Below are 15,611 nucleotides of genomic sequence, written 5' to 3'. Positions count from 1 at the left end.
GGCCGTGGATACGGGCTGGCCGAGGCTGGACTGTTGCTGGGTTAATCACGTCGTGCATGGCTATGTGCCGTTCCTGCCCGACGCGCGGACCGCGGCCCGGACCGTGTCGCAGGTCGTCAGCGGCACCGATCCGCTGCTCCGCGCCCTGTTGTGGAGCGGATTGTGGGACAGCGTCCGCGACCTCCGCTTCGCGCCGGATCGCTATGTCGCGGTGCTGCTCGACCATCTGCCGGGCGAGCGGGACGAGCAGATTTCGCGCACCATCCTGGCGCGGGGCGCGACCGCGCTCGACTTCTATCTACCGGATGCGAAGGCGGAGGCGCTGCGCCCGCGCTGGGAGGCGGCGCTGCTCGCCCGGATCGACGATCCGCAGCTCGGCTATGGCCTGCGCAAGGACGCCCTCGACCGGCTGGTCGCGACCGCTCGGACGCCGCTGGCGCTCGGCCGGCTGCGCGACCTGCTCGCCGGGCGCGCAATGCTGGCGGGGGCGGCGATCCGCCAGCCGACGTGCTGGGCGATCGTCCGTCGGTTGATCGCGGTCGGCGCGCCGGACGCCGCCGCCCTGTTCGCCGCCGAGCAGCGGCGCGACACGTCGGGCGAGGCGGTGAAGGATGCCTTCGTCGCCCGCGCGGCGACGCCGGACCGGTCGGTCAAGGCCGCCTATTTCACTCGCTATTTCGACGATGCGACGCTCAACGAGGCCTGGGCCAGCGAAAGCCTGGGCGCGTTCAACGAGGTCGGGCAGGCGGCGCTCACCCTGCCCTTCCTGCGTCCCGCGCTCGACCGGCTGGAATGGATCCGGCAGAACCGGCGCATCTTCTTCCTGCCCGCCTGGATCGAGGCCTTCGTCGCCGGCCAGCGCGACGCGGCGGCGCTGGCGGTGGTCGACGGCTTCCTGAAGGCGCAACCCGCCCTCCCGTTCGATATCCGCCGCAAGCTGCTGACCGCGCGGGACGAACTGGCGCTGACCGTCCGCATCCGGCAGGCCGACCTATAGCGGCCGACCGCCCTCATCATATTTCAGTTCGAGATAGCGCCCCTGCACCGCGATCCCGTCGAGCGCGCCCTGCCCCAGTTGCGCATGGGCGCGGGCCAGCTCGGCATCGATCAGGCGCAAGCCGTTGACCAGATGGTCGTCTGAGGTGCGGCCATCGGCATGGGGCTGACGACGCGCCGCGATCGGCACGGTGCGCCAGCCCTCGACCAGCGCCGGCAGTTCCACCGCGACCAGCGTCCGCAGCGATGCGGCGGCGGGGCTGCGGGGATCGAGCGCGCCGAGCCGGGGCGCGACATCGTCCAGCCGGCGGCTCAGTTCGTCGGCCAGCCGCAGCGCGGGCACGGGCATCCCGCGCCGTTGCGCGGCGAGCCAGACGCTCGCCTCCTCCGCCAGGCCCGCCAGCGGCGCGCCCGCCAGCGCTTCCCGCCCCGGCACGCGTGGCGGCGCGCGCAGGACGACGAGCATCGTCAGGACCAGCATCATCGCCACCGACAGGACGAGCGCGATGGCGGACGGCAGCATCAGGTCCAGCATCGCCCAGGCCAGCATCGATGCGACCGCCGCGGAGACCAGCCGGATCATCAGCCTCTTCTGGCGCCGCGCCTTCGCAGCCCGCTCGCGACGCGCCTGCTCCCGCCCCTCCGGCGACAGGCGGCGGAGCAGGTCCTCGGCATGGGTCAGCCCGACATCGGCCAGGCCGGTGGCGACATGGCGCGCCCGGTGGATCATCGGCGCTGGCGGACCGGGATCGTCGTTCATGCGGAAATCATGATCCTTTTCGCGAGCCGGGTCCATCGCCGATCCACCCGCCGGGCCATGCGTCCGGGCGGGTGGCTGGCGCGTTGCCGCCGCATGGACGATGATATCCAAACGTTGCGGAAGAAGATGGAGGCGGCGGCGGTGGCGCTCGACTTCGAAACGGCGTCGCGCCTGCGCGACCAGATCGCCCTGATGCGCGGCGGGGCGAGTGCCGAGGAGGCCCGCGCCGCCAGCGATGCGGGGCTGACCCGCCAGCAGCCGGGGGCGATGGGCCTGGGTACCAGCCAGCAACGCCCGGCCCCGCCGCCCGGCTGGACACCGCCCCCCAAGCCGGACCTGCGCACCACCAATAGCGGGCGGCGGCGATGACCGGGCCGGATCGCGTGGACGTGCTGATGCCCGCCCCGATGGCGCCGGACGTGATCAATGCGGTTGAGCAGGATTTCACATTGCACCGTCTGTGGGAGCAGCCCGACCCGGACCGCTATCTGGCGGCGGTCGCGGCCCGCATCCGCGGCATGGCGGTCGGCGGCGCGGCCGGGCGGATCGACGGACGCTGGTTCGACCGCCTGCCCGCGCTGGAGATCGTCGCGCATTTCGGCGTCGGCTACGAGACGATCGACGCCGCCGCCGCCGCCGCGTGCGGGATCGTCGTCACCAACACGCCGGGCGTGCTGGACGAGGAGGTCGCCGACCTGACGATCGGCCTGATGCTGGCGACGTTGCGCCGCCTGCCCCAGGCGGACCGGTTCGTGCGCGCAGGGGACTGGCGACAGGGCCCCTTCCCCCTGTCGCCGAGCCTGCGCGGCCGACGCGTCGGCATCCTCGGGCTCGGCGCGATCGGCAAGGCGGTGGCGCGGCGGCTGGACGGCTTCGATGTCGCGATCGCCTATCACGGCCGATCGCGCCAGCCGGAGGTCGCCTATGCCTATCATGACAGCCCGGCGGCGCTGGCGGCGGTATCGGACGTGCTGATCGCGATCGTGCCGGGCAGCGCCGGCACCCGCCATCTGGTCGATGCGCAGGTGCTGGACGCGCTGGGACCGGACGGCGTGTTCATCAATGTCGCGCGCGGCAGCGTCGTCAATCAGGACGCGCTGGTCGCGGCGCTGGCGGAGCGGCGCATCCTCGCCGCCGGGCTGGACGTCTTTGCGGACGAACCGAACGTACCCGAGGCGCTGGTCGCGATGGAGCAGGTCGTATTGCTCCCGCATCTGGGCTCCGCGTCGGAGCGCACGCGCGCGGCAATGGGCAAGCTGGTGGTCGACAATCTGACGAGCTGGTTCACCACGGGCCGCGCATTGACGCCGGTGGCGGAGACGCGCGGCTGACGCGCCCCCGCCGTTGGGTTCAGGCGAGTCCCCGCCGCACCAGCAGCGCGTCGATCCCGGCATCTCGGCCCCGGAACGCGCGGAAGCTGTCCGCCGCCGGACGGCTCGCGCCGCGCGCCAGCACCTCGGCGCGGAACGCGTCGCCCGTCGCCCGGTCGACAAGCCCCGCCTCGGCAAAACGCTGGAACCCGTCGGCGGCCAGCACCTCCGCCCACAAATAGCTGTAATAGCCCGCCGCATAGCCGCCGGCGAAGATGTGGCTGAACGCATGGGGGAAACGGTGCCATTCCGGCGGGCGGATCACCGACACCTCGTCGCGCACCGCCTCCAGCACCTCCATCGGGTCGGAGCCCATCGTTCCCAGATGCAGCAGCAGGTCGAACAGCGCGAACTCGATCTGCCGCACCACCATCATCGCCGAATGATAGCGCCGCGCCGCGACCAGCGCCTCGTACATCGCCGGGGGCAGCGGCGCGCCGGTGACGTGATGGCTGGACATGCTGGTCAGCACCGCACGGTCCCAGGCGAAATCCTCCATCAACTGGCTGGGCAACTCGATCGCGTCCCATTCGAAGCCGCTGGTGCCGGCGATGCCCGGCCGGTCGATCAACGTGCAAAGATGATGAAGGCAATGCCCCGTCTCGTGCAGCAGCGTCAGCACGTCGCCATGGCTGAGCAGCGACGGCGTCCCCGCCCCCTGCGGCGCGAAGTTGCAGACCAGATAGGCGACCGGCACGCTGACCGTGTTGCCGTCGCGCAGGCGGGGCCGCGCCTCCGCCATCCACGCGCCGCCGCGCTTGCCGGGGCGGGCATGGAGGTCGAGATACAGGCCGGCGAAGACACTGCCATCCTCGTCGGCGACATCGTAATAGCGAGCATCGGAATGCCACAGGTCGACATCCTCGCGCCGGGCCAGGCGGATGCCGAACAGCCGGCCGAGCAGCGCCTGCCACCCCTCCAGCACCCGCTCGACCGGGAAGTGCGCGCGCACCGCCTGTTCGTCGACCGCATAGCGCGAGGCGCGCAGCCGCTCGCTGGCGAAGCCGACATCCCAAGGCTGGAGGTCGACGATGCCCAGCTCCGCCGCCGCATAGTCGCGTAGTTCGGCCAGCTCCCGCTCGGCGATCGGCTTGGCCCGCTTGGCGAGATCGCGCAGGAAGGTCAGCACCTCGCCTGCGTCGGGCGCCATCTTGGTCGCCAGCGACAGGGCGACGGGATCGGTGAAGCCCAGCAGGTGCGCCAGTTGGTGGCGCAGGGTCAGCAGCCGGGCGATGCGCGGGCCATTGTCGAAATGGCCGGCATCCGGCCCCTGGTCGGACGCGCGGGTGCCGAAGGCCTGGTAGACGCTGGCGCGCAGGTCGCGATCCTCGGCGAAGGTCAGGATCGCGCTGACGCTCGGCTGGTGGAGCGTGACCAACCAGCCGTCCAGCCCCTTGGCCCGGGCGGCGGCGGCGAACATGCCGAGATCGGCCTCGGACACGCCAGCCAGCCGCGACACGTCGCTGACATGCTCGGACCAGGCATCGGTGGCATCGAGCACCGCGCTGCCGAATTCGGTGCCGAGTTGCGACAGCTCGACCGAGATCTCGGCGAAGCGCGCGCGCGCCTCGGCGTCCAGCGCGACGCCCGACAGGGTGAAGTCGCGGATCGCCCGCTCCACCGCTACCCGGTCGGGTCGGGGCAGGTCGGCAAAGGCCGGCGAGGCGGTCAGCGCGACCAGCAGGTCGTACAGGTCGCGATTCTGGTGCAGCCGGGTGCTCGATTCAACCAATCGCCCCATCCCCTCGGCATAGGCGGCACGGAGTTCGGGCGTGTCGGCGACGCCGTGCAGGTGCGACACCGCCGACCACAGCGCGTCGATCGCGTTGCCGCAGCGCTCCAGCGGCATCCACACGTCCTCGAACCCGGTCGGCCGCGTCGCCACCAGCCGGGCGACCGTCGCGTCCTGGTCGGCGATCGCCTGGTCCAGCGCGGGCAGGATCGCGTCCGGCGTCAGCGCCGAGAAGGATGGCAGTTCGGTCGGCAGGGTCAGCGCGGCGATCGTCATGGACAGTCTTTCGTTCAACGGACGGACGGGTTGCATTGCTACATAGGAGCGGTGTCGCCGCAGGTCATCGGGTGTCGCCAAACGGGACGGCCGAAATCGCCCTGCTTGCGCATGGCCCTTCCTGCGCGGCTCTTGTTTAGATAGGGTCGATGCGGCTAATCGCCATTCCCCCTCGAACGACAGGCCCGACGTGCATTCCGAGCTTCCCTCAACGCTGGTCGACTATCTGCGTCAGTCCCGCGTCGCGCTGGCGGTGGCCTCGGCGGCGGACGACAATCCGCTGGTCTACGTCAATGCCGCGTTCACCACGCTGACCGGCTACGAACCCGACGATGTCGTCGGCCGCAACTGTCGGATGCTCCAGCACAAGGCGCCGAATATCGAACCGCGGGCGCGGCTGCGCGAATTCATCGCCAACGACCGGCAACCCAATGTCCGCACGCTGATCGTCAACTTCCGCAAGGATGGTCGACCCTTCGTCAATCTGCTGTATATGTCGCGGCTGCGCGCCATGAGCGGCGGCACGCCTTATCTCTTCGCGTCGCAATTCGATGTCAGCCGCTCGCACGGCGACCTGCTGGCCGATTACAACGCCGCGCTGGAGGCGACGCTGGGCAAGCTGGTGCCGATCGCGGAGGAAGCCGGGATCGTGGTGGAAGGCACCTTGCTGACCATCGCCAACAGCGCCGCGACCATCGCCCAGGCGAAGATGATGCTGGCGGGCCTCGACATGAACACCCATGCATAATGTCGTCCAGGCGCAGGAGACGGTGACGCCGTCGCCCGCCGCCGCCGTGCCGGTCGTCGGCATCGGCGCGTCGGCCGGCGGGCTGGAGGCCTTGCGCGAGATGCTGGCGCCCGCGCGTCTGCCGACCGGCCTGGCCTTTGTCGTGGTCCAGCATCTCGACCCCAATCACCAGAGCATGCTGGCCGAACTGCTCGACCGCAACACCGTGCTGAAGGTGCTGCAATGCGCGGGCGGCGAGCGGATCGAGCCCGACACGGTCCATATCATCCCGCCCGGCCATGGCCTGGCGATCCAGGATGGCCGGCTGAAGCTGACCGACTTCCAGCAGCCACGCGGGCTGCGCCGCCCGATCGACGACTTCTTCCAGTCGCTCGCCATCGACCAGCAGGCGAATGCCGCCTGCGTGATCCTGTCGGGCACCGGCGCGGACGGCACCACCGGGTTGCGCGCGGTCAAGGAGAATGGCGGCGTCTGCATCGTCCAGCAGCCGGAAAGCGCGCGCTATGACGGGATGCCGCTGTCGGCGGTCGGCACCGGGCTGATCGACTTCGTCAAGCCGGCCGGCGAGATACTGGAATGCATCCGCAGCTTCTTCGACCGTCGCCGGCGGGGACCGGGCGCGATCGAGGCGGATGTCGTCGCCGACCATATCGACGACTTGTGCCACGTGCTGCGGAACGCGGTCGGCCATGATTTCTCCGGCTACAAGCGATCGACCCTGGTCCGCCGGGTCGAGCGACGGATGCATGTGCTGGGCCTGGACACCGGCCGCGCCTATCTGGCGCGCATCCGCACCGACCCGCGCGAATGCGAGGCGCTGTTCCGCGACCTGCTGATCAATGTCACCCGCTTCTTCCGCGACGGCGAGGCGTTCGAGGTGCTGCGCACCCGCGCGATCGAGCCGCTGATGCGCGAACGCGCGCCGGACGAGGACATCCGCGTCTGGGTTCCCGCCTGCTCCAGCGGCGAGGAAGCCTATACGATCGCGATGCTGTTCGCGGAGGCGGCGCGCCTGACCGGCCAGCCGCTGGCCGTGCAGATCTTCGCGACCGATATCGACGAACAGATGCTGGCGATCGCGCGTGAGGGCACCTACCCCGCCGCCGCCCTGGCCGACCTGCCGGGCGACCTGCGCGATCGCTACACCATCCTCCATGCCGAGCGGTTCGCCATGTCGGCGACGATCCGCGACATGATCCGCTTCTCCAGCCACAGCCTGGTCAAGGACCCGCCCTTCTCGCGCATCGACCTGCTGTCGTGCCGCAACCTCCTGATCTATTTCGACGACCGGTTGCAGCAATCGGTGGTGCCGCTTCTCCATTATTCGGTGCGGCCGGGCGGTTACCTGTTCCTGGGCCCATCGGAGACGGTCAGCCGGTTCGAACATATGTTCCAGCCGATCGATCAGCCGGCGCGGCTGTTCGAACGCTCGCCGGGGGCGCCCAACTATCCGATCGACCTGCCCGCCAGCGCGCGCGACCGGCCCCCGCGCCGCGAGCGCGAGGGCGGCGGCGAATCGCCGTCGCTGGTCAACGAACGGCTGGCGGTGCGCCGGCTGGTCGAACGCTATGCCCCGCCCAGCCTGGTCGTCGACCAGGACGGCGCGATCATCTCCGCCTATGGCAAGCTCGGCCGCTATTTCGAATTTCCCGTCACCCGCACCGGCGGCAGCAGCGCGGTGAACCTGGCGCGGGCCGGCCTGCGCACCGTGATCGGGCCGTTGCTACGCCAGGCCCGGGACGAACGCCGCCGGGTGATTGCGCGCGACGTCCGGATCGAGACCGATTACGGCGTCCAGCCGGTCGACGTGATCTGCGACCCGCTGGGCGACGGCAGCCTGCTCTGCGTCTTCCGCGACACCGGCCCGTTCCGCCCCGATGACGGCGGCGAACTGCACGACCTGGAATCGGGCGACGATCATTTCGAGGCGCTGGAGGACGAGCTGCGCCTGACCCGCCACCGGCTGCGCTCCGCGATCGAGGAGTTGGAGACGGCGAACGAGGAGCTGAAGAGCTCCAACGAAGAAATGATGTCGATGAACGAGGAGCTGCAATCGACCAACGAGGAGCTCTCCACCGTCAATGACGAGCTGAAGAGCAAGGTCGACCAGCTCACCATCGCCAATTCCGACCTGCGCAACTTCTATGAATCGACCGACCTCGCCGTGGTGGTGCTCGACGCCGAGCAGCGGGTACGCAGCTTCACCGCGGCGGCGACCAGCGTCTTCCCGCTCAAGCCCGCCGATCGCGGGCGGCCGCTCGCCGATGTCGCCAGCCGGCTGTCGGGATCGACGCATCTCGACGATGCGCGCGCGGTGGCGGGTGGCGCGGCGCCGGTCCAGCGGCGGGTAGCGACGCTGGACGGCGGGCGCATCTTCTCGATGCGGGTCCTGCCCTATCACACCCAGTCGGGCGAGACCGACGGCACCACGCTGGTGCTGACCGAGATCACCGAGGCGCTGGCGCTGGAACGCCAGCTCGCCGCCGAACGCGAGCGGCTGGACCTGGCGATCCGCGCCGCCGGGATCGGCGTGTGGGAATATAGCCCCGACACCGGCACGACGACGCTCGACACCACCGAGCGCGATCTTCTGGACGTGCGCGACCCGGATGCCGGCCATATCGATCCCGTCCTGTCGCGCGTTCCCGCCGAGGACCGGGCGGACATCGATACGGCGCTGGCCCGGGCGATCCAGGGCGTGTGTGATTTCGAGGCGACCTTCCGCGTCCGGCAAGACGATGGCGCGATCCGCTGGGTCAAGGGGATCGGCCGGCTGGTCGCCAATTCCACGCCCAAGCGGCTGGTCGGCGTGTCGATCGACGTGACGCCCGAGCATCTGCTGGCGGAAACCCGCGACCTGATGCTGCGCGAGATGAACCACCGGGTGAAGAACCTGTTCGCGGTCATCGCCGGCATGGTCACCATCGCCGCGCGCAGCCATAGCGGCGTGCCGAGCTTCGCTGACGATATCCGCAACCGCATCGCGGCGCTGGGCCGGGCGCATTCGCTCGCCTCGCCCGCCGGCACGCCCCAGGCGATCAACCTGCGCGATCTCGTCACCGCGACGCTCGCGCCCTATGACGAGCGGGGCCGGATCCGGATCGAGGGGCCGGCGCTGACGCTCGATCGCGAATGCCTGTCGCCGATCGCGCTCATCCTGCACGAATGGGCGACGAACTCGATCAAATATGGTGCGTTGAGCGGTCCCGACGCGCGCGGCCTGACCATCGGCTGGCGTTGCGAGGATGGCGGCGTGAGGGTGATATGGAACGAGGAATGCGAACAGGTCGATGCCCCGACGGCATCCAGCAAGCCGGGCTTCGGCTCGATCCTGGTCGAGACCAGCGTCCGCCAGTTGCGCGGCACGCTGACCCGTTCGGTCGAGGTCGGGCGCTTCCACATGGAAATCCTGTTGCCGGGCAGCGTGCTGGTCGATGAGTGAGGTCGTGCTGCTCGTCGAGGACGAGCTGTTCATCGCGATGGATCTGCAGATGACGATCGAGGATGCAGGCTTCTGCGTCGAGGGACCGTGCACCAGCGTCAGCGAGGCGCAGGCCATGATCGACCGGCTCGGCTCGCAGGCGCTGGCGGCGGCGCTGCTCGACGTGCGGCTGACCGATGGCGCGGTATTTCCGGCGGCCGACCGGCTCTATGCCGATGGCGTGCCGCTGATCTTCCATTCCGGCCATGCCGATGACGGCGAGCTCCGCCGCCGCTATCCCAAGGCGCGGATCTGCCCCAAGCCCAGCGCGCCGGCCGACCTGACCGCGGCGCTCCAACACTGCGTGCAGGGCGGCTGATCGCCCCGCACGCACGATCGCATGGTCAGGCCGCGCCGAGCAGCCTGTCCCACCGCCCGGCCAGCGCATCCCCGGCCGCCGTTGCGATCACCTCGATCACGGCGGCATCCTCGAACAGGCCGGGGTGGAAGCCGATCGCCGCCTCCGCCAGCCGGCTGGTCACCGCCAGCGGATCACCGCCCTTCGCGATCGTCGCCAGCCTCTCGCCGGCCGGATCGACGATCGGCGTTCCGGCCCTGGCACGCGCGATCAGGAAGGCGATCCAGCAGCCCAGCGCCGCCACGACATGGCGCGGCATCCGCCCCTCCGCCCGGTGCGCGGCCAGCGTGTCGCCAAGCCGATAGGGCAGCTTCTGCGATCCGTCCTGCGCGATCTGGTCGAGCCGGTGGACGATCACCGGGTTGCGGAACCGCGCCAGCACCGCCGCGCCATAGGCCGCCAGGTCCAGTCCCGGCACATCGGGCAATATGGGAGCGATCTCGTCGCGGATCATCGCCTCGACGAAGCCTGCCAGCGCCGGATCGGCCATCGCCGCCGCGACGCTTTCATGACCGCGCAACAGGCCGGCATAGGCCAGGGTCGAGTGGCTGCCGTTCAGGATGCGCAGCTTGGCCCGCTCATAGCCGGCGACATCGTCCGTCAGCGTCGCGCCGACCGCGCCGAGATCGGGGCCCAGCGGCCGGCCATTATCCTCGATCACCCATTGCGTGAACGCCTCGCGCTGCACCGGCGCGGCATCGCTCAGCCCGCCCAGCGCCGCCGACACGGCCTCCTCCAGGGCGGTGTCGCTCGCCGGGGTGATCGAGTCGACCATGGTCGAGCGCACGTCCAGCGTCGCGTCGATCCCGTCGGCCAAGTCGGGATCGCGCGCGCGGGCGAAGGCGACCAGCGCGGCGCGCAGCTTCGCGCCGTTGTTCGCCAGATTGTCGCACGGCATCACCACGAACGGCATGGCGCCCGCGGCCCGGCGCGCGGCGAGCCCGGCGACGATCCAGCCGACCAGGCTGCGCGGCGTGCCCGCGCCGGCCAGATCATGGACGATATCGGGATGCGCCAGGTCGAGCTTGCCGTCCGCCGCCAGGCAATAGCCCTTCTCGGTCACGGTGCTGGTCACCAGCCCGACCGCCGGATCGGCCAGCAGCGCCTGCGTCTCCGCCGCGTCGTCGGGCGATAGGAAGCGCCGATGCGCGCCGATCACCCGGAACCCGGACTCGGCATCCCGGATCGCCAGCGTATACAACCCGTCCTGCGCCGCCAGCGCATCGATCGTGCCCCGGCTGCGCATCGACACCACCGCGATCCCCCAGCGCGGGTCGCGATCCAGCAGCGCGTCGACATAGGCGGCCTGATGCGCGCGGTGAAAGGCGCCGGGTCCGAAATGGACGATGCCGATCGTCACCGGGCGCCGGTCGCGCGGGGCCGCCACATCGGCAGGCACGCGGGCCAATGTCGCGTTCGACAGCTTCTCCATATCCACTCCCCCAAAGGCTCTTCGCCGCTATTCGGCCCTCCCCTGCCGCACCGGCTCGGGCTCGGCAAGTCCGGCCCGGTCCGATTGACTTGCCGCCGCCACCGATTACCACCCCGCCCCGACAATCCGCGCAAGGCGGTGCATGACCAGAGAGGATAATCGTGACCCGTCGCCTGGAACTCCACCCCGATCGCCTGTTCCCCGCCGATCCCGGCACGCGTGCCATCGCCCGCAGCCTCTATGCCGGGGTCGTCGCGCTGCCGATCGTCAGCCCGCACGGCCATACCGACCCGCGCTGGTTCGCCACCGACGAGGCCTGGACCGACGCCACCAGCCTGTTGCTGGCGCCCGACCATTATCTGTTCCGGATGCTCTATTCGCAGGGCCTGTCGCTCGACGCGCTGGCGATCCCGTCCCGGTCCGGCCGCCCCGCGACCGATCCGCGCGCCGCCTGGCGGGTGCTGGCGGACCATTATCATCTGTTCCGGGGCACGCCGTCGCGCCTGTGGCTCGACCATGTCTTCGCGGAGGTGTTCGGCCTGGACGTGGCGCTCGAGGCATCGACCGCCGATCTCTATTTCGACGCGATCGGCGCGGCGCTGGCCACCCCCGCCTTCCGCCCGCGCGCACTGTTCGACCGGTTCCGCATCGACTTCCTCGCCACTACCGAGGGTGCTCAGGACGATCTGGACGCGCATCACACCATCCAGGCCTCGGGTTGGCAGGGACGCGTCGTCACCACCTATCGCCCGGACGGCGTGATCGATGTCGAGCATGAACAGTTCGCGGGCGCGATGCGGCGCTTCGCCGAGCTGACGAACGAGGAGGTCGGCAGCTGGCAGGGCTATCTCGCCGCGCATCGCAAGCGCCGGGCCGATTTCCGAGCGGCGGGCGCGACCGCGACCGATCACGGCCACCCGACCGCGCGCACCGCCAATCTCTCCACGACCGAATGCGAGGCACTGTTCGCGCGCATCACCGGCGGCACCTGGGACGCGGCCGATGCCGAGCTGTTCCGCGCCCAGATGCTGACCGAGATGGCGCGCATGTCGGTCGAGGACGGCATGGTCATGCAGATCCATCCCGGCAGCTTCCGCAACCACAATGCCGGCCTGTTCGCCAGCCATGGCCGAGACAAGGGCGCGGACATCCCGATGCGCACCGACTATGTCGCGGCGCTCAAGCCCATGCTCGACGTGGTCGGCACCGATCCGTCGCTCACCATCATCCTCTTCACGCTGGACGAAAGCGCCTATGCGCGCGAACTCGCGCCGCTTGCCGGCCATTATCCGTGCCTGAAGCTGGGGCCCGCCTGGTGGTTCCACGACTCGCCGGAGGGGATGCGCCGCTTCCGCGAGATGACGACGGAGACGGCCGGCTTCTACAATACGGTCGGCTTCAACGACGACACCCGCGCCTTCCTGTCGATCCCGGCACGGCACGATGTCGCGCGCCGTGTCGACTGCGCTTTCCTGGCCCGACTGGTCGCCGAGCATCGGCTGGAGGATTGGGAGGCGGCGGACCTGGCGCAGGAGCTGACCAGCGGCCTGGTGCGCCGCGCCTACCGGCTCGACGACAAGGGGGGGAAGGTCGCGTGACGGGCAAGTTCCTGGCGTTCGGGGAGATCATGCTTCGGCTGTCGCCACCGGGGCGCGAATTGCTGATGCAAAGCCCGCGCTTCGACGTCTGGGTCGCGGGGGCGGAGGCCAATGTCGCCACCCAGCTCGCGCGGCTCGGCCATGATGTCGGCTTCGCCAGCCGCGTGCCCGACAACGATCTGGGTCGCGCGGCGATCGACACGCTGCGCGGCCACGGCGTCGACGTCCGTCACATCCAGACCGGCGGCGAGCGGATGGGGCTGTATTTCGTCACCTCCGGCGCGGGGCTGCGCGCGACCGAGGTCGTCTATGATCGCGCCTGGTCGTCCTTCGCGGAAGCACCCGCCGAGGCCTGGGACTGGAACTCGATCTTGGCGGGCGTCGACCGGCTGCATCTGTCGGGCATCACCCCGGCGCTGGGGCCGGTGCCCGCCGAAACCGCCATCGCGGCGGCCGAGGCGGCGACGGCGCGCGGCATCGCCCTGTCGTTCGACGGCAATTGGCGCGGCAAGCTCTGGGCGCGCTGGGACGGCGATCCGCGTGCGATCCTGCGCCGCATCGTCGAACAGGCCGACTTGATGTTCGGCAACCATCGCGACATCGCGCTGCTGCTCGGTCGCGACGATTTTGCCGGCGAGGGCGAGAATCGTCGCCGGGTTGCAGCGGAGGCCGCGTTCCAGGCCTTCCCCCGCCTCCGGACGATCGCCTCGACCGCGCGTCATGTCGAGCATGTCGACAGCAACCGCCTGTCCGCCCGGATCGACACGCGCGAGGGCTATGCCCAGACCGACGAGGTGCTGATCGCCGGCATCGTCGACCGGATCGGCGGCGGCGACGCCTTTGCGGCGGGCGTGTTGCACGGGCTGCGCTCCGGGCAGGACAGCCTGGGCGCGGCGCGCACCGGGCTGGCGGTGGCGGCGCTCAAACACTCGCTACCGGGCGACGCGGCGCTGTTCCGCCAGGCGGATATCGACGCTTTCGTCGCCGGAGGCCTGGACGTGCGGCGATAGGAGGCGGCATGTCGCCGGGCCGCATGGCCTGGCCGCGCGCTAATTGCCGTGTCCTCACGGCGCTTTGCAGCGCCGAATGATCCGGGCGAACGCCCCCCCCCCCCGGCCGTTCGCTACTTCCGGTGGCCCGACGGCGCTTTGCAGCGCCGAATGATCCGGGCGAACGGCCCCCCGGCCGTTCGCTACTTCCGGATCATTCCCACTCGATCGTGCCGGGCGGCTTGGAGGTGTAGTCGTAGACGACGCGGTTGACGCCCTTCACCTCGTTGATGATCCGCGTCGACACGCGCGGCAGGAAGTCGCCGGGGAACTGGAAGGCCTGCGCCGTCATCCCGTCCGTCGAGGTCACCGCGCGCAGCGCCAGCACATGGTCATAGGTGCGCGCATCGCCCATCACGCCGACCGTCCGCACCGGCAGCAACACCGCGAAGGCCTGCCAGATCGCGTCGTACAGCCCGGCCGCGCGGATTTCCTCCAGATAGATGGCGTCCGCCTTGCGCAGGATATCGCAGCGCTCGCGCGTCACCTCGCCGGGGATGCGGATGGCGAGACCCGGCCCCGGGAAGGGATGACGACCCACGAACACGTCCGGCAGGCCGAGTTCCCGACCGAGCGCCCGGACCTCGTCCTTGAACAGCTCGCGCAGCGGCTCGACCAGCGCCATGTTCATGCGCTCGGGCAGGCCGCCGACATTATGGTGGCTCTTGATCGTCACCGACGGCCCGCCGGTGAAGCTGACGCTCTCGATCACGTCGGGATAGAGCGTGCCCTGCGCCAGGAACTTGGCCCCACCGATCGCCCTGGCCTCCGCCTCGAACACGTCGATGAAGGTCTTGCCGATGAACTTGCGCTTCGCCTCCGGGTCGGTGACGCCCTTCAGCCCGTCCATGAACAGGTCCTGCGCTTCGACATGGACCAGCGGGATATGGTAATGTTCGCGGAACAGGCTGACGACCTGCTCGGCCTCGCCGGCGCGCAGGATGCCGCCATCGACGAACACGCAGGTCAGCTGGTCGCCGATCGCCTCGTGGATCAGCAGCGCCGCGACCGAAGAGTCGACCCCGCCCGACAGGCCGCAAATCACCTTCTCGGCGCCGACCTGCGCGCGGATCTCATCAATCTTGGCGGCGCGGAATTCGGCCATCGTCCAGTCGCCGGCGAGACCGCAGACATGGCGGACGAAATTGGCGATCAGCTTCGCGCCGTCCGGCGTGTGCACGACCTCGGGGTGAAACTGCATGCCATAGATGCGGCGCGCATCGTCCGCCATCATCGCGAAGGGCGCGCCCTTGGACGAAGCGACCGGGCGGAAGCCGGGGGCGAGCTGCGCGACATGGTCGCCATGGCTCATCCAGACCTGGTGCCGCTCGCCGACCTGCCACAGGCCATCGAACAACGTACAGGCGTCGTCGACCTCCAGGAACGCCTCGCCGAACTCGCCGCTATTGCCCTTCTCGACCCGGCCGCCGAGCTGCGCGTTGAGCAGTTGCTGACCATAGCAGATGCCGAAGATCGGCAGGCCCGACTCCAGGATCGCGGCCGGACAACGCGGGCTGCCCTCGTCCACCACGGAGGCTGGACCGCCGGACAGGATGATGCCCTTGGGACGCAACCGCTCGAACGCGGCCTGGGCGGACTGGAAGGGCGCGATCTCGCTATACACCCCGGCCTCGCGCACGCGGCGGGCGATGAGCTGGGTGACCTGGCTACCGAAATCGACGATGAGGATGGTGTCGGGATGCTCCATGGCGGCCCCATAGCAGAAACGCCACGAGATGCTACCGGGCCGGCACCGATCCGGCCGCCCATGAAAAAAGGGCCGCGCTGTCGCCAGCACGGCCCCTTTCCCG

12 protein-coding genes are annotated in these 15,611 nt (G+C 70.0%); 8 read left to right on the top strand and 4 right to left on the bottom strand.

Annotation, left to right across the window (positions count from 1 at the left end; all coding sequences use genetic code 11):
* The coding region (locus tag BRX43_RS07070) for an ERAP1-like C-terminal domain-containing protein (RefSeq protein ID WP_241214824.1) at positions 1-997 on the top strand (997 nt) is incomplete at its 5' end.
* On the opposite strand, the gene BRX43_RS07065 is transcribed toward BRX43_RS07070, so the two are convergent.
* Positions 992-1,867: a hypothetical protein gene (locus tag BRX43_RS07065; protein WP_206433137.1), complete on the bottom strand. Its 876-nt coding sequence runs from the start codon at positions 1,865-1,867 to the stop codon at positions 992-994. The genes BRX43_RS07070 and BRX43_RS07065 overlap by 6 nt on opposite strands.
* Between BRX43_RS07065 and BRX43_RS07060 the strand changes: the two genes are divergently transcribed.
* Both BRX43_RS07060 and BRX43_RS07055 read left to right on the top strand, forming a co-directional pair.
* On the top strand, positions 1,850-2,125 hold the full coding sequence (locus tag BRX43_RS07060; protein WP_125994145.1) for a UvrB/UvrC motif-containing protein: 276 nt from the start codon (positions 1,850-1,852) through the stop codon (positions 2,123-2,125). The two genes, BRX43_RS07065 and BRX43_RS07060, sit on opposite strands and share 18 nt — an antisense overlap.
* Positions 2,122-3,087 (top strand): 2-hydroxyacid dehydrogenase, encoded by a 966-nt coding sequence (locus BRX43_RS07055; protein ID WP_125994144.1) that lies wholly within the window; start codon positions 2,122-2,124, stop codon positions 3,085-3,087. Before BRX43_RS07060 ends, BRX43_RS07055 begins: the two co-directional genes overlap by 4 nt.
* Positions 3,088-3,106: 19 nt before the next feature.
* Here the strand turns inward: BRX43_RS07055 and BRX43_RS07050 are convergent, their stop codons facing one another.
* Positions 3,107-5,134, bottom strand: coding sequence for a M3 family metallopeptidase (locus BRX43_RS07050; protein WP_125994143.1), 2,028 nt, complete (start codon positions 5,132-5,134; stop codon positions 3,107-3,109).
* Positions 5,135-5,324: 190 nt separating this feature from the next.
* On the opposite strand from BRX43_RS07050, the gene BRX43_RS07045 reads away from it, so the two are divergent.
* From BRX43_RS07045 to BRX43_RS07035, 3 genes are read left to right on the top strand one after another with little or no spacing between them, the layout of a single operon-like run.
* Positions 5,325-5,882: a PAS domain-containing protein gene (locus BRX43_RS07045; RefSeq protein ID WP_125994142.1), complete on the top strand. Its 558-nt coding sequence runs from the start codon at positions 5,325-5,327 to the stop codon at positions 5,880-5,882.
* Positions 5,875-9,324, top strand: a complete 3,450-nt coding sequence (locus BRX43_RS07040) for a chemotaxis protein CheB (RefSeq protein WP_125994141.1) — start codon at positions 5,875-5,877, stop codon at positions 9,322-9,324. The genes BRX43_RS07045 and BRX43_RS07040 overlap by 8 nt, the downstream gene beginning before the upstream one ends.
* Entirely contained in the window at positions 9,317-9,682 is a 366-nt protein-coding gene (locus tag BRX43_RS07035) for a response regulator (protein WP_125994140.1), read from the top strand. Before BRX43_RS07040 ends, BRX43_RS07035 begins: the two co-directional genes overlap by 8 nt.
* Positions 9,683-9,707: 25 nt before the next feature.
* Here the strand turns inward: BRX43_RS07035 and BRX43_RS07030 are convergent, their stop codons facing one another.
* Positions 9,708-11,153, bottom strand: a complete 1,446-nt coding sequence (locus BRX43_RS07030; RefSeq protein WP_125994139.1) for a mannitol dehydrogenase family protein — start codon at positions 11,151-11,153, stop codon at positions 9,708-9,710.
* Between the two features lie 161 nt (positions 11,154-11,314).
* Here BRX43_RS07030 and uxaC point away from each other — a divergent pair, with 161 nt between their 5' ends.
* Positions 11,315-12,751, top strand: coding sequence for a glucuronate isomerase (uxaC, locus tag BRX43_RS07025; protein ID WP_125994138.1), 1,437 nt, complete (start codon positions 11,315-11,317; stop codon positions 12,749-12,751).
* Positions 12,748-13,761: a sugar kinase gene (locus BRX43_RS07020; protein ID WP_125994137.1), complete on the top strand. Its 1,014-nt coding sequence runs from the start codon at positions 12,748-12,750 to the stop codon at positions 13,759-13,761. The genes uxaC and BRX43_RS07020 overlap by 4 nt, the downstream gene beginning before the upstream one ends.
* A gap of 193 nt (positions 13,762-13,954) precedes the next feature.
* Here the strand turns inward: BRX43_RS07020 and guaA are convergent, their stop codons facing one another.
* Complete coding sequence (gene guaA, locus BRX43_RS07015) at positions 13,955-15,508, bottom strand: glutamine-hydrolyzing GMP synthase (RefSeq protein WP_125994136.1); 1,554 nt, start codon at positions 15,506-15,508, stop codon at positions 13,955-13,957.
* Between the last annotated feature and the right edge of the window lie 103 nt (positions 15,509-15,611).

Source organism: Sphingomonas sp. S-NIH.Pt15_0812 (genome assembly GCF_003951315.1).
Lineage (GTDB): Bacteria > Pseudomonadota > Alphaproteobacteria > Sphingomonadales > Sphingomonadaceae > Sphingomonas.
This window is presented reverse-complemented; position numbering and strand designations above follow the sequence as displayed.